Below are 18,668 nucleotides of genomic sequence, written 5' to 3'. Positions count from 1 at the left end.
AGATTCGCAGATAATGCTTTTTACGACCGTCTCACCCCCAGCCGTAGAAACCGTGTCCCTTCCTTCGGCACGGTGAGCATCAGTGCGCTGCAATATCACTTAACTCCAATTCACACCCATGCGTTGCAACTCGATCGGCACGGTAATAGCGCACCACATCGCCCACAATCAGTAACGACGGCGACACCGGTTTTTGCTGTTCAACAGTTTCAGGCAACCCGGCCAGCGTGGTGATCAGCACCCGCTGGTTCTGACGCGTACCGTTTTCAATGATCGCCACCGGCGTCGCCTCGCTGCGGCCATATTCCCGTAACCGGATGCTAATCACGCTGCTCCAGCTTAATCCCATGTAAAACACCAGCGTCTGATTGGTCGCGGTCAGCGCCGCCGCATCCAGCTGCGGTTCGCCGCTGCGCCCGTGTCCGGTGATAAAGCGCAATGACTGGGCACAGTCACGGTGCGTCAGCGGAATGCCGCTGGCAGCCGCACAGCCCACTGCGGCGGTAATACCGGGCACCACTTCGCAGACAATATTCGCCTGCTGCAGGCTGACCATCTCTTCACCGCCACGGCCAAAGATAAAGGGATCGCCGCCTTTTAAACGCACGACATTGCGCCCGCTGGCAGCCAGGTCCACCAGCAGTTGATTAATCTGAGCCTGCTTCAGGCCGTGATGACCCGGCTGTTTACCCACGTCGATACAGAGTGCACTGCTGGCGACTTCCGCCATCACCGCTTCGCTGACCAGGCGATCATAGACCACGACATCCGCACGTTGCAGCAGGCGCAGCGCCTTGACTGTCAGTAGATCCACATCCCCCGGTCCGGCCCCTACCAGCCAGACTTTGCCAGGGCTGGACGCGTTGTCCGGCGCCAGCAGTTTATCTAAAGGGTTGATCGCAATCATCATTCTTCCTCCGGTACAGCAACGGAAAGCAAAAGGTGTTTTAGCTCCGGCAGGCAGGAGCCGCAGTTGGTACCACAGTTGAGTGCGTTACCCAGTGCCTGAGTGCTGTGACAGCCCTGTTTAATCGCCTGTAAGATGGTGTTTTCCCCAACGCCAAAGCAGCTACAGATCGTCCGGCCAGCCACGGCACGTTGTGCCGATTGTCCCGCCAGCAGAGCATGCCGGTCCGCCGCATTCACAGGTGCCTGGCGAAAAGCCTGAGCAACCCAGTCATGGTTGATCTCGGGTAAAGACGCGCCTGCATAAAAAACCAGGTGCAGCTCACCGTTGCGCCAGGCCAGCAGGCGATAATACGATTCCGTCGCATGGGCGGTTTGCAGTTGCAGCCCGGTCAGCGGGATCGTTGCCATGAGCCATTTTTCTGGCGAACCGTCTCCGGCCAGGCTAAAGCGTTGCACGCCCTCATAGGGCGTTCGCGCCCAGTAGCGCAGCGCATCAGGCGGGCTTGCATCGCGCTGCCAGAGCCAGCCCTGCCAGCTGGCGTTGAGCGGGTGGATACGCACAGCGGTTTGTTTAAATGCAGGCTGTGCCGAGACTGGACAGCGGGTTGAAGCCACCAGTCTGCCGACCGTGCCCTGCAGGCTGAACTGTCGGTTCCAGTGCATAGGGACAAAGATCTCACCGCGCCGCAGACCGCTGTCCAGCGTCACACGCACCGTCACCCAGCCCGCGTCGGACTGCACCCGTGCCAGTGCGCCCGCGCACAGGCCATAGCGTTGTGCGTCCTGCGGATGCAGGGCTGCAAATGGCTCATCACAATGCTGCATGAGCCGGGGAACCAGGCCGGTACGCGTCATGGTGTGCCACTGATCGCGGATCCGTCCGCTGTTCATTAATAACGGGTAAGCCGTTTCGCACACCACTGGCTGCGGCGTGGCCGGTGGCAACAGGCGGGCTTTACCATCAGGATGGTAAAAGTGCCGGTCGCTAAACAGCCGGGCGCAGCCCTCGGGATAACGAGCGTTGATTGGCCACTGTACCGGCTTCATCGCATCCCACTGTGCGTCGCTCATACCGGCCAGACCGCTGATATCAAAGGCGCGCTGGCCGTTGTTCTCAAACCCCGACAACGCCGCATGTTCGCGGAAGATGGCTGCCGGATGCGTCCAGGTAAAGCCTTCATGAAAGCCCAGACGCTGGGCGACCTGCGCGAGTAACCACCAGTCCGGTTTAGCTTCTCCGGCCGGAGGCATAAACGCGCGCTGACGGGAAATCCGGCGTTCAGAATTGGTCACGGTGCCGTTCTTTTCCCCCCAGCCCTGCGCGGGTAGCAAAATATGCGCAAAGGCGGTGGTATCCGTTTGCGCCAGCACGTCTGACACAATTACCAGCGGACAGGCAGCCAGCGCCCGGGCAATGCGATTGCCTTCTGGCATCGAAACCGCCGGATTGGTGCCCATAATCCACACAGCTTTGATTGCTCCACGGTCAATGGCGTCAAACAGATCAACCGCCGTCAGGCCGGGCTCACGCGCCATACGCGGACTGCGCCAGAAACGCTGTAAACGGTCGCAATCTTCTGCGGTGAAACTCATATGCGCCGCCAGTTGGTTGGCCAGCCCCCCTACTTCCCGCCCGCCCATCGCATTCGGCTGTCCGGTCAGCGAAAACGGGCCGCAGCCGGGTCGGCCAATCTTGCCGCTCAGCAGGTGCGCATTGAGAATAGCATTGTTGTTGTCACTGCCGCTTTGTGACTGATTAATGCCCATGCACCATAAGGTCAGTACGCGCTCATGCCGGGCGAACAACTGGTAGAACGCAGCGATCACTTCCTGGCTGATATCACAATGGGCTGCCACCGCCGCACCATCCCACTGCCGCGCGGCCCGTAAGGTTGTGTCTACACCGTCCAGATGCGGCAGCATCGTGGCGTCAATGCCGTCATGCTGTTCCAGCCAGTGCAGCAGGCCCGAGAACAGGGCCGGATCGCTGCCCGGCCGGAGCGGTAAATGCAGATCGGCGAATTCACAACTCGCCGTGCGGCGCGGATCGATAACCACAACCTGCATCTCAGGGCGCTGCGCTTTTGCCTGTTTCAGGCGCTGAAACAGCACCGGATGGGCCCAGGCGGCGTTCGAGCCGACAAGAATGACTACCTCGGCCTCATCGAGATCCTCGTAACAGCACGGTACGGCATCCGCCCCAAATGCCCGTTTATAGCCTGTCACCGCGGAGGCCATACACAGGCGTGAATTGGTATCGATGTTGGCGACGCCGAGAAAGCCTTTCATCAGCTTGTTAGCCACATAGTAATCTTCCGTGAGCAACTGGCCGGAACCGTAGAAAGCCACTGCCTCCGGGCCATGCGCATCGATAATCCTGCGCAAACCATCAGCCGCGGCATCCAGTGCCGTCTCCATGCTGACCCGCTGGTGATGAAGCTGAGGATGCAGCAACCGTCCGGCCTGTGTCAGGGTTTCGCCCAGTGCCGCGCCCTTTACGCATAGCCGCCCGGCATTCGCCGGATGACGGGTATCGCCACTGACCTGAGGCGACGCGCTCTGCGGCTGCGTGACCTCGACGCCGCAGCCCATCCCGCAATAAGCGCAGGTAGTTTTCATGATGCCTGCGCCATCAGGTTAAGCGGACGGTTTGCGACCCAGACCTGGCCGTCCTCCAGTTTAACCGGCCAGCAACGCAGCTGATGCTGGGGATTATCAAGGCTCTGTCCGTCACGCAGGCGTACACGCTGTTTGTAAAGCGGCGAGATCACCACCGGCTCCCCCGCAACATCACCAAGGATACCGCGTGACAGTACGCTGGCTTCGCTGCCCGGCTCACGATCCTCCAGCGCATAACAGTCATCACCCATGCGGAATAAGGCAATACGGACGCTGCCAAGACGGGCTCCGATGCCGGCCTCTGGCGGAATGGCCTCCAGTGGGCAGATTTCGCTCCAGGGTTCGGCGGGCAGATGCATCAGGGGAATACCACTGGCCTTGTGTGGCTGGCGCTGTCCGCGCACGCGTGCATAGTGCAGCGTTTCATCCGGCTGATCGCTGTTCACTGTGGCGGTAAACAGCGCACGTCGCGAGGGATCGGCCAGCGTGGTCTGCCATTCGCATTGCCAGGTGTCCACCACCTGTTGCATTTCCTGTTCCAGCGTGGCGGCGATCCCCAGGCTGTCATGAATCACCACCTCACGCAGGTAGTCCAGCCCGCCCTCCATGTTATCCATCCAGACGCTGGTACGCTGCAGGCGATCCGCCGTGCGCACGTAGAACATCAGAATCCGGTCGACGTACTGGATTAGCGTGTCATCGTCCAGATCGCTGGCAAACAGTTCCGCATGGCGCGGCTTCATGCCGCCATTGCCGCAGACGTACAGGTTCCAGCCGTTTTCCGTGGCGATGACCCCGATATCTTTACTTTGTGCTTCCGCACATTCGCGGGTGCAGCCGGACACCGCCATCTTGATCTTATGCGGTGCGCGCAGGCCCTTATACCGGTTCTCCAGCGCGATGGCGAAGGCGGTAGAATCCTGCACGCCATAACGGCACCAGGTCGAGCCGACGCAGGATTTCACCGTACGCAGGGATTTTCCGTAGGCATGACCGGTTTCAAAACCGGCTTCCAGCAGGGTTTCCCAGATAGCAGGCAGCTGGTCCAGCCGCGCACCAAACAGATCGATACGCTGGCCGCCGGTAATTTTGGTATAGAGATCGTAACGCACGGCCACTTCGCCGATGGCAATCAGGCCCTGTGGCGTGATCTCGCCCCCCGGCACGCGCGGTACGACCGAATAGGTGCCATCTTTCTGGATATTGGCAAAGTAACGGTCATTCGTGTCCTGTAACGGTAAATGTGCCGGTTTCAGCAGGTAATCGTTCCAGCACGAGGCCAGTAGCGACCCCACCAGCGGTTTGCATACCTCGCAACCACAACCCCGTCCGTGGCTGGCCAGCAGATCGTCAAAGGTTTTGATGCCATTAATACGGATCAGGTGATACAGCTCCTGACGGGAATAGGCGAAGTGCTCACAGATGTCTTTTTTAACAGCGACGCCCAGGTTTTCCAGCTGAAGCTCCATCACCTGTTTTACCAGCGCGGCGCAGCCGCCACAGCCTGTTGCGGCTTTAGTGCAGCTTTTTATACTGGCCATATCGCCACAGCCACTCTGCACCGCATGGCAGATATCGCCTTTACTGACGTTATGGCAGGAACACACCTGGGCACTGTCCGGCAGCGCAGCGACGCCCAACCCTTTGGCCGGCGCGCCATTCAACGCAGGCAAAATCAGCGCTTCCGCTGCCGTCGGCAGCGGCATGGCGTTTAACATCATTTGCAGGAGCGTGGCATAGTCGCTGCTGTCTCCCACCAGCACGCCGCCCAGCAGTCGTGCATTGTCGGCGCTAACCACGATCTTCTTGTAAATGCCTTTTGGCCCGTTGGCCCAGTGGTAGCTCAGGCTGCCCGGCGTTTTGCCGTGCGCATCGCCAAAGGAGGCGACTTCTACGCCCAGCAGCTTCAGTTTAGTGCTCATGTCGGCACCGGTGAACTGCGCCGGTTCGGCCGCCAGATGCCCGGCCAGCACACGCGCCATCTGGTAGCCAGGCGCTACCAGGCCAAAAATCTGCCCGTTCCACAACGCGCATTCGCCGATAGCATAAATGTCGCTGTCACTCGTCTGGCATTGATCATTGATGGTAATGCCGCCGCGCGGCCCCACGCTGATGTCGGCGCTCCGGGCCAGCTCATCACGCGGGCGGATACCGGCAGAGAACAGCACCAGATCGGTGGTCAGCTCGCCGCCATCGGCAAAGTGCAGCACCAGACTGCCGTCAGGCTGGGTGGCAATCTGTTCGGTCTGCTTCGAGGTATGCACCGTCACGCCCAGCGAGTCGATCTTTTGCCGCAGCATCAGCGCCCCGCCGTCATCCAGTTGCACGGCCATCAGGCGCGGCGCAAACTCAACCACGTGCGTCTCCAGCCCCAGCTGCTTCAGCGCATTGGCGGCTTCCAGCCCCAGCAGCCCGCCGCCGATCACCACGCCGCGCTGACTCTGGCGGGCACAAGCTGCGATGGCATCCAGATCGTCCAGCGTGCGGTAGACAAAGCAGCGCCCGGCGTCATGGCCGGGTACCGGTGGTACAAAGGCGCGGGAGCCGGTGGCCAACACCAGCTTATCCCAGGCCAGCTCACGTCCCGCGCTGTCACGCAGGCTGCGCTGCTGGCGATCGATCGCCTCTACCCGGCAACCGCTGCGCAGTTCAATTGCGTTCCGGGCAAAAAAATCCTCGCTCACCAGCGACAACTCTGTTGCCGTTTTACCGATGAAATACTCAGAAAGGTGAACCCGATCGTAAGCCTGATAGCGCTCTTCGCCGTAGACCACAATGTGATAATGCTGATGCAGGTTACGGGCGACCAGCTGCTCCAGAAAATGGTGGCTGACCATGCCGTGACCCACCACGGCTAATACAGGTTTCGTTTGGCTCATCACAGGGTTTCCTGCAGCCAGCGGCTGCGTTTCAGGTTCATCAAGGCCGAACAGCGTATTCACAGAAACCGGTCCGGCATTATGGAGTTGGTTCAGCAGCGCGCCACTTTGCTGGCAGTCGCCATACAGCAGCACGCCGTTCAGTCGGCCGTCTTTGAGGAACAGGCGGCGATAGTGCCCGGCGATCGGGTCAAAACTGGTGACAGACGGGGCTTCGCGAACGTCACCAGCGCTAAACAGGGAAATGCCGCTGACTTTGAGACGGGTGCCCGTGGCCGCACTGTAGAAATCTCCCTGAGGCCGATCGGCCAGTTGCGCCGCCAGAATCTTTGCCTGGGCCAGACAGGGCGCGACCAGACCGAAGGTCTCGCCGCTGATTTCACAACATTCGCCTACGGCATAAATTCCGGCGTGCGCAGTGCGCAACTGGCGATCCACCAGAATGCCGCGCTGACAGGGAATACCGGCGGCCTGCGCCAGGGCGATCGCCGGCTGGACACCAATGGCCATCACCACCTGCTGCGCCGCCAGCACACGGCCATCGTGGAGGATCACGCTATCCGTGCGGATCGCCGCAAGGCTGGCATTCAGTTCACAGCGAATGCCGCGCGCCCGGAGCTGAGCCAGCAGTAATTCCCCTGCCCTGATATCCAGCTGTCTGTCCAGCAAACGTGACTGACGATGAATCAGCGTGACCTGACGTCCCTGCGCCTGAAGTCCGGCGGCGGCTTCAATACCCAGATAGCCCCCACCGACCACCACTACCGGACCGTGCCCGGCCAGCAAAGTGTTCACATCCTGCAGCGTGCGAAACGTGCTGACATGCGGCAGGTCGCTGCCTGGAACAGACGGCCTGCAGGGCTGCGATCCGGTCGCCAGTACCAGGCGGTCCCAGTGCAGCAGGCGCTGGTCGGTGCGTAAGGTCCGCTCAGCAATATTCACCTGTTCCACCGTCTCTCCCACCCGCAATGTTATGCCGTGACGGTGATACCAGTCAGGGTCGTGGATCAGCGTTTGCTCAACGGTGGTTTCTCCGGCCAGCAGCGGCGACAACAGCACACGGTTATAGTTGCCGTGCGGCTCACGGCCAATCACAGTGATGTCGTAACGCATCGGCGCCAGCTGCAACAGAGTTTCTACCATGTGCATGCCCGCCATCCCGTTACCCGCAATCAGCAGCCGTTGTCTCATGGTGTCGTCCTTATGCCGCCGAAGTCTGTTTTTCGTAGAGAAAATGCAGCACTTTCTGGCGCAGCTGGTGATAACGCACGTCATCCGCCAGCGCCACGCGTGAACGCGGCCGGACCAGGTCGATCGTCAGGATATCGCCCACCTGCGCCGCCGGACCGTTGGTCATCATCAGTACCCGATCGGACAGCAACACGGCTTCATCCACATCATGGGTAATCAGGACGATGGTGGTGTTCAGCGCCTGCTGGATGCGCATGACGCTGTCCTGCAGATGCGCGCGCGTTAAGGCATCCAGCGCACCGAAGGGTTCGTCGAGCAGCAGCACGCGAGGTTTCATTGCCAGCGCGCGGGCGATACCGACACGCTGCTTCATGCCGCCGGAGATCTCGCCGGGGCGTTTATGCATGGCATGACTCATTTGCACCTGGTTCAGGTTGTGCTCGATCCAGTCACGCATTTCCGCCTTGTTCATCTTGCCTTTAAACACCTGCTCTACCGCCAGCTCAACGTTCTGATACGCCGTCAGCCAGGGCAACAGCGAGTGGTTTTGAAACACAACGGCGCGCTCAGGGCCGGGGCCGGTGACTTCGCGGTTATCGCATAACAGGACGCCGCTGGTAGGTCGGGTTAAACCGGCGATCAGGTTGAGCAGCGTGGATTTACCACAGCCGGAGTGGCCGATCAGGCTCAGGGTTTCCCCCTGATGAATATCAAAGCTGACATTATCGAGCGCCAGAAAATCGCCGCCGGAAGTGGTAAAACGCTGGCTGACCTGCTGTACACGAATGATAGGTTGCATAGTGTTCCCCTTATTTATCCCAGCTAAAGCGACGCGCCAGCAGCATCAGTCCCTGCTCCAGTAGCAGGCCGACGACGCCAATCAGCAAAATGGCAATCAGGATGTTTTCAACATTGAGGTTGTTCCACTCGTTCCAGATCCAGAAGCCGATCCCCAGGCCTCCCGTCAGCATTTCGGCAGCCACGATCACCAGCCAGGCGATACCAATCGACAGGCGGACCCCGGTCAGCACCGCAGGCAGAACGGCGGGAAACAGGATGCGGCGCAGGATGGTCCATTCCGACAGTTGCAGCACGCGCGCCACATTGAGGTAATCCTGTGGAATGCGCTGTACACCTTCGGCGGTATTAATAATCATCGGCCAGATAGAACAGATAAAAATGGTCCAGCTGGAGGCCGGTTCGGCGCGCTGGAACAGCAGCAGGCCGATAGGCAGCCAGGCCAGCGGGCTGACCGGACGCAGTAGCGCGATAACCGGATTGAACATGCGTGCCACAAAGGCAAAACGCCCCAGCAGAAAGCCTGTGGGAATCCCCACCAGCGCGGCCAGGCCAAAGCCGATAGCGACGCGCTGCAGCGAGGCCAGCACATTCCAGCCGATGCCCTGATCGTTAGGGCCGTTGTTATAGAACGGATCGGCGAACAGGATTTTCGCCGCTTCCCAGGTGGCGTACGGGCCGGGAAAGCCTTTGCTGGAAAGGGCCGCGATCTGCCAGATCAGAAGCAGAAGCATCACACCGCACAGCGCGGGAATGGCACGCTGCAAAAACGGACGCAGGCGCGCAGGCGAGCGCATCTTTTTTGGCGTGACCTGAAGGGGCACCACCGTGGCCCGGGTGGGCAGCGTCTCAGGCTGCGTCAGGGAGCGAGTCTGGCTTTTCATCACGACCTCTCTTTGTGGTTAATGGCAAAGCTGGCGGCGTAAACGGCAGGATTCGTGCCATCCCACACCTTGCCGTCGATCAGGGTGCTGCTGCGCATCTCACTGCCGGGCAACGTGATGTTGCCGACGGCGCTCGCTGCCTGTTTGTAGATATCAATTCGGTTGATCTGCTTTGCGACGTCCAGATAGTCCGGATCCTCGGTCAGCATTCCCCAGCGCTTAAGCTGGGTGAGGAACCACATGCCATCGGACAGATACGGGAAACTGACGCTGCCGTCATGGAAGAAGCGCATCGCATGCGGGTCCTGCCATTTCTGTCCCAGCCCGTTTTCGTACTGGCCGAGCATGCGACCCTGCAGAATCTCAGGTTTGGTGTTGATCCAGGCGCGTCCGGCCAGCACCTGCGCCGTTTCGCGGCGGTTATCATCGGAGGCATCGATCCAGCGTGCCGCCTCCAGGACAGCCGCCGTCAGCGCGCGCGCCGTATTGGGGTTCTCTTTCACCCACGCGGCGCGGGTGCCAAGAATTTTTTCGGGGTGATCGGGCCAAATCTGCTGACTGGTAGCGACGGTAAAACCAATATCATCACTGATAGCGCGCTGATTCCACGGCTCGCCCACACAGAAGCCGCTCATATTGCCAATCTTCATATTCATCACCATCTGCGGCGGCGGCACGACGACAGTGCGCACGTCATCAAATGGATTGATACCGGCATTCGCCAGCCAGTAGTAGAGCCACATCGCGTGGGTACTGGTCGGAAAGGTATGCGCAAAGGTGAGACTGCCTTTGGCCTTGCTGTCGATGGTCTTTTTCAGGCTGGCGGCATCGGTGACCTTTTGCGCTTTAAGCTGGTTCGACAGGGAGATTGCCTGGCCATTGTTATTGAGCGTCATCAGGTTCGCCATCGCATGCTGAGGGCCGGCAACGCCCAGTTGCAGGCCATAGATCATGCTGTACAGGACGTGTGCCGCATCGAGCTCACCGGAGATCAGTTTGTCGCGGACGGCTGCCCAACTGGCTTCTTTACTGGGCTGTAGCGTCAGACCATATTTTTTGTCGAAGCCTTTCACCGAGGCCATGACGACCGGCGCACAGTCGGTCAGTGGAATAAATCCCACCCGCACGGTGGCTTTTTCTGGCGCATCGGAACCCGCCGCCCATACGGCGTTGCGCAATCCCGGCAACAGCCACAGCCCGCCAGCGGCGGCGCTGGATAACAGCAGTTGACGTCGAGACAGTGAAACTGGCGATTTGCTCATTTTTTGCCACCCTCAGGAAATAAAAAAAGGCGTCCTCTCCACTGCTTTCACAGGGAGATGGACGCCTTTATCCAAAAGCACTCGCTTTACCGCCGTTGGCAAAGCAAATGCATACACTTAATAGGGTAAAGCAAACTGCATGCCAGCTTTGAAACGGCCCTGCGCGTGGCGATCAGGGCTTTCGCCGGGCTGGTTTTTTAACCGATTTTGCACGTTTGTGACGCAGACCACGCACAAGCATTGTGCAGCTAACGCTTTAGAGTTATCTCTTCATTGTGGCTGCCACCGTGACGATCGCCTGGGCGATTTCCGGTAGCCGTTTATTCTGATCCATCGCGCTTTTACGCAGCCGTTGCCAGGCGTGCTCTTCACTCAGCCCATGCTGCTGCATCAGCCAGGTTTTGGCCTGGTCGAGCAGTTTGCGCTCTTCCAGCGTGGCGCGCAGGGTGGCCAGCTCATTGGCCTGATGCTGTAAACGCTGAGACTGCTCCGTGATCAACGACAGCAGTGAACGACCCAGCTGGGGTGCCAGCCCGTCGCTGTTCAGCGCACCGGACTCGGTGGGCAGCCAGTCCACCCCGGAGACATATAATGTAAAATCGCAGCCCGACTGCGCCACATGCAGAGGTTCAGCTGCCTGATGCTGTGCCAGTGCGATCGCCTCGCGGCAGCGCAACATCAGCGTGGCTGACAGCCGATCCTCCAGCAATTTCATTTGGTCGATGCGCTGTGACAGCAGCGAAAACCAGTGCAGCGCGCCACTGTCGTCCCGCCGACCGTCGGTACAGGCAATGCGTCGCAGTCGTTCAATTTCACGACTGGCCTGCGCCAGCGGCTGCCAGTGGTGTATAACCGCCTCATCGGCAAACTGCTGGAAGGTCGAAAAGCTTTGTTCCTGGGCTTCAATTAAGGCCACCATGGCGCTGCGCTGCTCCGCGCTGAATTGTCCGGCAGCAAAGCCGGCCGCTCCCAGGGCGCGTTCCTGTCCCGTCAGCTCTTTGCCCTGCATAAAGCTGAACAGCGCAATGAGCGCGCGGGTAATGTCAGGATGGCTGGCGGTGTCGGCGGCCTCAAAGACCAGGTTCAGTAAGCTACGGATAATAGTACTGAACGCCGCAACGGCCTGCGCGTGCGCGATCTGCTGTTGCGTAATCTGCTGGCGCAACGCCGGTAATCCAGCCAGGGCCTGCAGCGCGGCGGCGATCAGGTTACAGAAGCGGCTGTATCCCGGCTGGGCTTCAACCCTGGGTAAGGCCTGGCAAAAATCCCGTTGGCAGCGCGTCACATCCTGCTCACTGGCGAGCCGCTGCTCGCCGTAAAGCCTGCCTTCTGAACATATCCACAGATTGCTCGCCCCCCGCTCGCGCTGAAGCTGATGCACCAGCTCGCTGACGGTGGTAATGAGTTTGCCGGTCTGGCGAAGGCGTTGCAGGCTGGCAATATCGCTTTGCCTTGAGGCCTGTAACCAACTCAGTGCGTCATCCATTGCTCCCCCACCCTTTGATGCCAAAAAGTGAGTCAAGCAAAAGCCGTGCCGTTTTCGTATCACCTCATTTCCTTTCACGTGAATCGCCACGGCTGCCCGGTCATAAAAATCTTTCTATGATCCAAAAGTATTTCGATCCGCGTGGAAACGAGAACGTAGTGGTCTAAACAATGTATTTGATTTTCTGACAAATTTCGCAAATTTACGCACAGCTGAAAATCTGAGCTTGCAAATCATGCCGTTGTGGATATGCTATATACATATCATATACGTTTCATATAAAGGCCAGCCATGGGTATCGTCAAAATTTCGGATTTAATGCATGAGAACCTGCGCATCGCCAGCACGGCGCTCAGTCGTTCGATCAACGCGCAGGCGGAGCACTGGATGAAAATCGGCATGCTGGCCGAACTTTATCCGCAGCTCAGCCATCAGGAACTGACGCGCCTGCTGATGCGGGTCGAACGTGATGGCGGCGCTGAACTGGCGCAGCTGCTTGACCAACCTTCCTTTATTCCGCAGGGAATCGCGCAATGAGTATTAAACTGCATACCGCTGAAGAGATTGAACGGGCGCGCGCCGCCGGTCACGCCGCCGCCAAAGTCCTGGAGATGATCGCGCCCTGGGTGAAACCCGGCGTTACCACCGATGAACTGGATCGCCGCTGTCACGACTATATTGTCAATGAGCTAAAGGTCATTCCGGCTAACATTGGCTATCAGGGTTACACCCGTACCGTTTGCACCTCGGTCAATCACGTGGTGTGCCACGGTATTCCGGGCGAGAAAAAGCTCAAAGACGGTAACATCGTTAATATCGATGTGGCGATCATCAAAGACGGCTGGTACGGCGACACCAGCCGCATGTATTTCGTCGGTCAGCCGTCGGTACGCGCTAAGCGCCTGGTTGACGTGACGTATGAATCAATGGTGGCAGGCATTCGGGTGGTGAAACCCGGAGCAACGCTGGGCGATATCGGTGCGGCTATTCAGCAGGTCGCTGAAAAGGCCGGTTTTTCCGTGGTACGCGAGTATTGCGGTCACGGCGTCGGCGAGATCTACCACGGCGATCCGCAAATTTTGCATTACGGCACGCCGGGCCAGGGGCTGGCGCTGCAGGCTGGCATGATTTTTACCATTGAGCCCATGATTAACGCCGGCAAAGCGGGCACCAGCGTGCTGTCTGATGGCTGGACGGTGGTGACCAAAGATCGCTCCCTGTCCGCGCAGTGGGAGCACACTGTCGCCGTCACGGATACCGGCTTCGACCTGCTCACACCCTGGCCGGAGGGTACCGGTGATTACGCCGCGATCGTTTAACGCCTGCCAATCGTCCAATCTGTGATCTCTATTGTAGTACAATCAAAATAGATTGTACTACACTTCTTACTCATGACGATTTATATCGCTCATGTGCAATATCACTATCGGCATAGTTAATGCTGCCGCGTGGCCGAAATAAAATGATTTTTATTTTCGGCTGCACTTCATTTATTGCTTAGCAAGCGAAACAGATCATTCATGACATCGCTACCCTTGCGCCTGTCTGCCGGCGCGGAGTGGCGTAATGCTGCGTGACGAGGTGGATATGATAAGTTCCGATGTTTCTGGTTCTACGTTGAGTCAATTAAATAAGCGCATCATCCCGTTTATCGTAATCTGTTATTTTGTCGCTAATCTCGATAAAACTAATATCTCTATCGCTGCGCTGCAAATGAATGCCGATCTCGGGCTTACCACCAGCATGTACGGCCTCGGTGTCGGCATGTTCTATATTTCCTACATTCTGTTTGAAATTCCCAGTAATGTCATAATGACCAAAGTCGGCGCCCGGCGCTGGATAGCGCGCATTATGATTACCTGGGGTATTGTCAGTACCGGCATGGCGCTGGTTCATAGCGCCAATCAGTTATATGTAATGCGTTTTTTACTCGGCATGGCCGAAGCCGGTTTTGCGCCGGGTATTATCTATTATATTTCCTGCTGGTTCCCTAAAAGTAACCGCGCACGTGCAATGTCTTTCTTTTATATGGGATCGGTGGGCGCGTCGATTATTGGTCTGCCCATTTCCGGTGCCATTCTCAATATGCATGGCATTGCCGATATCGCAGGCTGGCGCTGGCTTTTCGCGCTGGAAGGCATTCCCGCGGTGGTGCTTGGTTGTCTGGTGCTGTGGCGCTTACCCGATAAGCCCGACGATGCTGTCTGGTTAACTACACCGCAAAAACACTGGCTGCGTCAGCGCCTCGAACAGGACAATCTGGGTGTTACCCTGAATAAGAACCACTCCTGGCTGCAGGCATTAAAAGATCGCACGGTGTTATTGCTCAGTCTGGTGTGGTTTTTACAGGCCTTTGGTTCGATCGGTATTACGCTGTTCATGCCGTTGATTATTAAAAGCATGGCCGCAGAGCAGAGCAATTTTATTATCAGCCTGTTATCCGCCCTGCCCTTTGTGATGGCCTGCATATTTATGTATTTAAACGGACGCCATTCCGATCGCAGCGGTGAACGCGCCTGGCATATGGGCTTGCCATTAATTTTATCGGGTCTGGCATTAACCGGCGCGATTTATTCGGGCAGCCTGCTGCTGGCTTATATTTTGCTGGTCTTCACCGTCGGGCTTAACTTTGCCCTGACGCCAATATTCTGGGCCGTGACGACGGAAAAATTAGCTGGCGTAGCCGCTGCGGCATCGATTGCCTTTATCAATACGGTGGCAAACTTTGTCGGACTGGGTTTACCGCCGCTGCTGGGAAAAATGAAAGATGCGACGCAAAGTTATCACTCAGGATTGCTGATTGTGGCGATGGCGCTGATTGCCGGCGGTATTCTCGGTATTATTATCGCCCGTCCATCGGGCGGTGCCGGTGCCAGCAAAACCCGCGCGCCGCATGCCGAAACCGGGTACTGAACGTGATTATGGCCCGCCTGCGGGCCTGACACTGGCCATCGCCTCTATCACCTCAGTCATACGCTGAATCACCATCTGCGCCGCCCGCGACAGCTGGCGCGACGGCGCAGTACATAGCGCCAGGGTCAGCGGTCGCATCACGCTATGCCTGAGCGGTACAAAGCAGAGCTGGTTCTCCTGCACCTCGGTCATCACGTCCAGCAGGCTCAGCACGCTGATGCCGGTGCCCTGCGCGATCAGGCTGCGAATCAGGCGGATGTCGTTACAGGCGATAATGTTTTCCGGCGCCAGGCCCTGCTTGCGGTACAGCGCATCGACACGTTCGTGGACCACCAGCGCCGCGCCAGGCACAATGTGTCGCTCATGACTGAGTTCGCTGAGCGACAGCAGCGGCCTCGTGCTAAGCGGATGGTCAGCGGCCATCACCACGCCCATCTCCAGTTCGGCAAACGCCAGCACTTCCAGTCCGCTCTGCCCGGCGGGATCGAGAATCAGGCCAAAATCGATTTCCGACTGGCGAATCATCTGGCTGATGCGGTGGCTGTTGTCTACCGTCAGCTCCAGCCGCAGCCACTGATGCTGGCGTGCGATATCGGCGATGGCGTCTGCCACGCTGCCTTTGGTCAGCGACTGCACCAGCCCGGCCGTTACGTTACCGCGCTTCAGCCCCTGAATATCATCGAAACGCTGCCGCGTGACGCGAAACTCACGCTGCCAGCGCATCACATCGTCATACAGCAATTCTCCGGCGGTGGTCATGCGCAGCCCTTCCGGCAAACGTTCGAACAGCGGCGTACCAAAACTCTCCTCCGCCTGCAGAATCTGCCGGTTAATGGCAGAAGCGGAAACGTGCAGTTGCTCAGCAGCTTTACGCAAACTGCCGCTGCGCGCCACTTCGGCAAAATAGACGGCAAAGCGGGAAAACGGGCTCATTGCTCACCTGTACGGTTTTTTGCAACACCTGGCTGCATTCTTGCTGATGGATTTGCACAGGCAAGCATATTAACAATGTCCTGACAAAAATGAAGCCGTCTATTTCGCCTTATGTGAGCACCTGACAGGACTACAGCATGAATAACATTACGCCTCCCGCACACTGCACGTTTGAACCTGATGACTGGCTGCGTCTGGCGCGACAGTGGCATCCGGTTGCCCGTTCCTGTGATATCGCCGGCGCACCGACCAAAGCGGTGCTGCTTGACGAGCAGCTGGTGCTGTATCGTCTGCAGGGTCAGGTGGTAGCGGCACGCGACGTTTGCCCGCATCGTGGCGTCCCGCTGACGCTGGGTTTTCATGATGAAGAGGGTATCGTCTGCCCTTATCACGGCTTGCGCTTCGGTGCCGGTGGCCGCTGCAATCGCATCCCGTCCAGCCCCGACCAGCCGATTCCGGCCAAACTCAATCTGATCAGTTACGCGGTGGAAGAGCGCTTTGGGTTGATTTGGGTGTGCCTCGCGCCGGATGCTGACCAGCCCGCGCCGCTGCCCACCATGCCGCACTGGGATGATGCCGGTTTTCAACAGATCAACTGCCCCGGTTTTGACGTCAACGGCTTTGCCGGACGCCAGGTGGAAGGTTTTCTGGATGTGGCGCACTTCGCCTGGGTGCACACGGAAACCTTCGCCGATCCCAACAACCAGGTAGTGCCTGCCTATAACCCGGTCGAGACCGAGACCGGTTTTGCCGTGGATTACTGGAGTTCAGTGAGTAACTTTGCCGCTGACAGTCCGCAGCAGGCGCCGGAAGGATTTAGCTGGCTGCGTCATTTCGAGATGCATCTGCCGTTTACCGCCACGCTGACCATTCATTTCCCCGGCGAATCGCGCCTGGTGATCATGAATGCCGCGTCGCCGGTGTCGGCGCGCAAAACGCGCATGTTTGCGCCCATCGCGCGTAATTTTGACCTGCACATCCCGGTCGAAGAGGTGCACGCCTTCAATCAGCGCGTGTTCGAGGAAGATCGCCTGATGGTGGAAACCCAGCAGCCGGAGCGTTTGCCGCTCGACCTGGCTCTGGAAGCGCATATTCCTGCCGATCGCAGCTCCATTGCTTATCGCCGTGGCCTGAAGCGCATGGGCTTCGGCGAATTTTTCCTGGTGTAAGGAGGCAACGATGAGTGATCTGCTGAATGTGGTGGTGGATGGCCTGTATCGTCAGGGACGTCACAATCTCAGCGTCACGCTGGTGGCGGAAAATGGCCAGCCGCTGCCGGACTGGCAACCGGGTGCGCACATTGATGTCCACCTGCGTGATGGCCTGATACGTCAGTACTCACTGACCGGACGCTGCGATGACGCGCGCGGCTACCAAATCTGTATTGCCCGCGACGGGCAATCTCGCGGGGGATCGCGCTACGTGCACGACACGCTGCGCCCCGGCCAGACGATTGCGATTTCGCCACCGCGCAACCTGTTTCCGCTGCAACCGGCCGCTAAAGTCATTTTGCTGGCGGCCGGAATTGGCATTACGCCGCTGTACGCCATGGCGCTGGCGTTGGAGGCCGCCGCCGTGCCTTTTGTGCTGCATTACTTTGTGCGCCAGCGCGGTGATGAAGCTTTTGCCGCCGAACTGGCGCAGCGTTTTCAGCATGGATTTTGTGAAATCTGGTATAGCAGCGAAGGTCGCAGCGCACGTGATTATCCACCGGCGGAACTGCTTGATGCTGCCGCCGACACGCATCTGTACCTGTGCGGGCCGGAAGGGTTTATGACGCACATGCAGCAGCAGGCGCTGGCGCGCGGCTGGGACAGCGCCAATATTCACGCTGAAGCGTTCAAACCTGCCGCCCGCACGGCTGGCGCGGAAGAGGGCTTTACCGTGACGCTGGCACGCAGTGGGCAGCAATGTACCATTCCGCCTGACAAAACCATTGCCACGGTGCTGCTGGAGCATGGCGTCGACGTTCCGCTCTCCTGCGAGATGGGCATGTGCGGCGCCTGCCTGACGCGGGTCACCGCCGGAGAGATCGATCACCGCGATACCGTGCAGTCTGACAGCGAAAAAAGCGCCCCGGAGCAGTACATCGCCTTATGCTGCTCGCGCAGCAAATCGGCGGAACTGGTGATTGATCTCTAGGGCGCGCCGCAGAATGACTTAATCCGTGCCGGAAAGCTCAGGTTCCGTACGTAGCACAATGGCTTCCTCTGCCGCCTGTGGCAGCAGTTGCAGCAGCCAGCTGGCCATCTGGCTTTCCTGCTGCAGAATGCGCCGCACAATCCTGACATCCTCCCCCTCTTCCGCCTGCTCTGCGGCCACCAGCAACGTCGAGTAGGTGGCGATTTTATAGTTACAGAACACGTAGCTGCTGACGGCCACACGGATGCCCTCTTCATCCTGCAGCATATCGCTGGCGGCCTGACCGACCGCCGACATCCGGCCTAACGACTCCTTCAGCACCGACCAGCTGCTGTCATACTGGCGCAGCAGCGTTTTCACCTGCTGCTGCTGGTCACGGCTCTGCTCAAGATACTGCTCAATACGCGCCTGCAACGCGGGATGATCCGTCAGACGTGATGCAGCCGCCTTCAGCAGGCTCTCCGCATGTTTCTCCATAGCATGCGCATCGCGCAGCCAGTCCAGATATACAGATTCCTTCGTCATGGTTTGCTCCAAAGTGAATGACACGGGCGATCTACCTCAACGGCGTCAGAGACGGATCCCTGATCGGGCAGCCCGCTTTGACCTCATCGCTTTCAGGCTGGTTATCTGAAAAATAAGCGAAGCGCTA

General features: G+C 58.6%; 14 protein-coding genes. 5 read left to right on the top strand and 9 right to left on the bottom strand.

The features are described 5' to 3' along the window. Window positions 1–79: 79 nt before the first annotated feature. The 7 genes from cobA to QMM04_RS13035 form a co-directional block, all read right to left on the bottom strand. Window positions 80–910, bottom strand: coding sequence for a uroporphyrinogen-III C-methyltransferase (cobA, locus tag QMM04_RS13065; protein WP_125310699.1), 831 nt, complete (start codon window positions 908–910; stop codon window positions 80–82). Then, on the bottom strand, window positions 907–3,528 hold the full coding sequence (locus QMM04_RS13060) for a nitrate reductase (protein WP_282996309.1): 2,622 nt from the start codon (window positions 3,526–3,528) through the stop codon (window positions 907–909). Before QMM04_RS13060 ends, cobA begins: the two co-directional genes overlap by 4 nt. Then, the gene (nirB, locus tag QMM04_RS13055; RefSeq protein WP_282996308.1) at window positions 3,525–7,598 is read right to left on the bottom strand and encodes a nitrite reductase large subunit NirB; all 4,074 of its coding nucleotides are present in this window, start codon (window positions 7,596–7,598) and stop codon (window positions 3,525–3,527) included. The genes QMM04_RS13060 and nirB overlap by 4 nt, the downstream gene beginning before the upstream one ends. Before the next feature lie 10 nt (window positions 7,599–7,608). Further along, window positions 7,609–8,397 carry an ABC transporter ATP-binding protein gene (locus tag QMM04_RS13050; protein ID WP_021508711.1) on the bottom strand — a complete coding sequence of 263 codons (789 nt, stop codon included), beginning with the start codon at window positions 8,395–8,397 and terminating at the stop codon, window positions 7,609–7,611. A gap of 10 nt (window positions 8,398–8,407) precedes the next feature. Continuing rightward, the gene (ntrB, locus tag QMM04_RS13045; protein WP_058758656.1) at window positions 8,408–9,280 is read right to left on the bottom strand and encodes a nitrate ABC transporter permease; all 873 of its coding nucleotides are present in this window, start codon (window positions 9,278–9,280) and stop codon (window positions 8,408–8,410) included. Further along, window positions 9,280–10,542, bottom strand: a complete 1,263-nt coding sequence (locus QMM04_RS13040) for a CmpA/NrtA family ABC transporter substrate-binding protein (RefSeq protein ID WP_058770491.1) — start codon at window positions 10,540–10,542, stop codon at window positions 9,280–9,282. The genes ntrB and QMM04_RS13040 overlap by 1 nt, the downstream gene beginning before the upstream one ends. 262 nt (window positions 10,543–10,804) lie before the next feature. Continuing rightward, a complete protein-coding gene (locus QMM04_RS13035; protein WP_282955320.1) occupies window positions 10,805–12,028 on the bottom strand; it encodes a nitrate regulatory protein in 1,224 nt (407 codons plus the stop codon). A gap of 291 nt (window positions 12,029–12,319) precedes the next feature. Between QMM04_RS13035 and QMM04_RS13030 the strand changes: the two genes are divergently transcribed. The 3 genes from QMM04_RS13030 to QMM04_RS13020 all read left to right on the top strand — a co-directional run bounded on the left by QMM04_RS13030 (window position 12,320) and on the right by QMM04_RS13020 (window position 14,941). Beyond that, on the top strand, window positions 12,320–12,565 hold the full coding sequence (locus QMM04_RS13030) for a ParD-like family protein (RefSeq protein WP_010615787.1): 246 nt from the start codon (window positions 12,320–12,322) through the stop codon (window positions 12,563–12,565). Then, a complete protein-coding gene (map, locus tag QMM04_RS13025; protein WP_282996307.1) occupies window positions 12,562–13,347 on the top strand; it encodes a type I methionyl aminopeptidase in 786 nt (261 codons plus the stop codon). The genes QMM04_RS13030 and map overlap by 4 nt, the downstream gene beginning before the upstream one ends. A gap of 271 nt (window positions 13,348–13,618) precedes the next feature. Next, entirely contained in the window at window positions 13,619–14,941 is a 1,323-nt protein-coding gene (locus QMM04_RS13020) for an MFS transporter (RefSeq protein ID WP_282996310.1), read from the top strand. A 6-nt stretch (window positions 14,942–14,947) separates the two neighbouring features. Here QMM04_RS13020 and QMM04_RS13015 read toward each other — a convergent pair whose 3' ends face one another. Continuing rightward, the gene (locus QMM04_RS13015) at window positions 14,948–15,874 is read right to left on the bottom strand and encodes a LysR family transcriptional regulator (RefSeq protein ID WP_021508717.1); all 927 of its coding nucleotides are present in this window, start codon (window positions 15,872–15,874) and stop codon (window positions 14,948–14,950) included. A gap of 137 nt (window positions 15,875–16,011) precedes the next feature. On the opposite strand from QMM04_RS13015, the gene hpxD reads away from it, so the two are divergent. Further along, window positions 16,012–17,043, top strand: coding sequence for a molybdenum cofactor-independent xanthine hydroxylase subunit HpxD (gene hpxD, locus QMM04_RS13010; RefSeq protein ID WP_058781371.1), 1,032 nt, complete (start codon window positions 16,012–16,014; stop codon window positions 17,041–17,043). Window positions 17,044–17,053: 10 nt separating this feature from the next. Further along, window positions 17,054–18,016: a PDR/VanB family oxidoreductase gene (locus tag QMM04_RS13005; RefSeq protein WP_059011985.1), complete on the top strand. Its 963-nt coding sequence runs from the start codon at window positions 17,054–17,056 to the stop codon at window positions 18,014–18,016. Between the two features lie 18 nt (window positions 18,017–18,034). On the opposite strand, the gene QMM04_RS13000 is transcribed toward QMM04_RS13005, so the two are convergent. After that, window positions 18,035–18,541, bottom strand: a complete 507-nt coding sequence (locus QMM04_RS13000) for a DUF892 family protein (protein ID WP_058770487.1) — start codon at window positions 18,539–18,541, stop codon at window positions 18,035–18,037. Between the last annotated feature and the right edge of the window lie 127 nt (window positions 18,542–18,668).

The organism is Pantoea sp. Pa-EAmG, assembly GCF_030024295.1.
GTDB classification, from domain to species: Bacteria; Pseudomonadota; Gammaproteobacteria; order Enterobacterales; family Enterobacteriaceae; genus Pantoea; species Pantoea dispersa.
This window is presented reverse-complemented; position numbering and strand designations above follow the sequence as displayed.

Bases quoted from the DNA above. Each gene is read 5' to 3' on its own strand.
- cobA (WP_125310699.1), bottom strand. From the start codon at position 910: ATGATGATTGCGATCAACCCTTTAGATAAACTGCTGGCGCCGGACAAC.
- QMM04_RS13060 (WP_282996309.1), bottom strand. From the start codon at position 3,528: ATGAAAACTACCTGCGCTTATTGCGGGATGGGCTGCGGCGTCGAGGTC.
- nirB (WP_282996308.1), bottom strand. From the start codon at position 7,598: ATGAGACAACGGCTGCTGATTGCGGGTAACGGGATGGCGGGCATGCAC.
- QMM04_RS13050 (WP_021508711.1), bottom strand. From the start codon at position 8,397: ATGCAACCTATCATTCGTGTACAGCAGGTCAGCCAGCGTTTTACCACT.
- ntrB (WP_058758656.1), bottom strand. From the start codon at position 9,280: ATGAAAAGCCAGACTCGCTCCCTGACGCAGCCTGAGACGCTGCCCACC.
- QMM04_RS13040 (WP_058770491.1), bottom strand. From the start codon at position 10,542: ATGAGCAAATCGCCAGTTTCACTGTCTCGACGTCAACTGCTGTTATCC.
- QMM04_RS13035 (WP_282955320.1), bottom strand. From the start codon at position 12,028: ATGGATGACGCACTGAGTTGGTTACAGGCCTCAAGGCAAAGCGATATT.
- QMM04_RS13030 (WP_010615787.1), top strand. From the start codon at position 12,320: ATGGGTATCGTCAAAATTTCGGATTTAATGCATGAGAACCTGCGCATC.
- map (WP_282996307.1), top strand. From the start codon at position 12,562: ATGAGTATTAAACTGCATACCGCTGAAGAGATTGAACGGGCGCGCGCC.
- QMM04_RS13015 (WP_021508717.1), bottom strand. From the start codon at position 15,874: ATGAGCCCGTTTTCCCGCTTTGCCGTCTATTTTGCCGAAGTGGCGCGC.
- hpxD (WP_058781371.1), top strand. From the start codon at position 16,012: ATGAATAACATTACGCCTCCCGCACACTGCACGTTTGAACCTGATGAC.
- QMM04_RS13005 (WP_059011985.1), top strand. From the start codon at position 17,054: ATGAGTGATCTGCTGAATGTGGTGGTGGATGGCCTGTATCGTCAGGGA.
- QMM04_RS13000 (WP_058770487.1), bottom strand. From the start codon at position 18,541: ATGACGAAGGAATCTGTATATCTGGACTGGCTGCGCGATGCGCATGCT.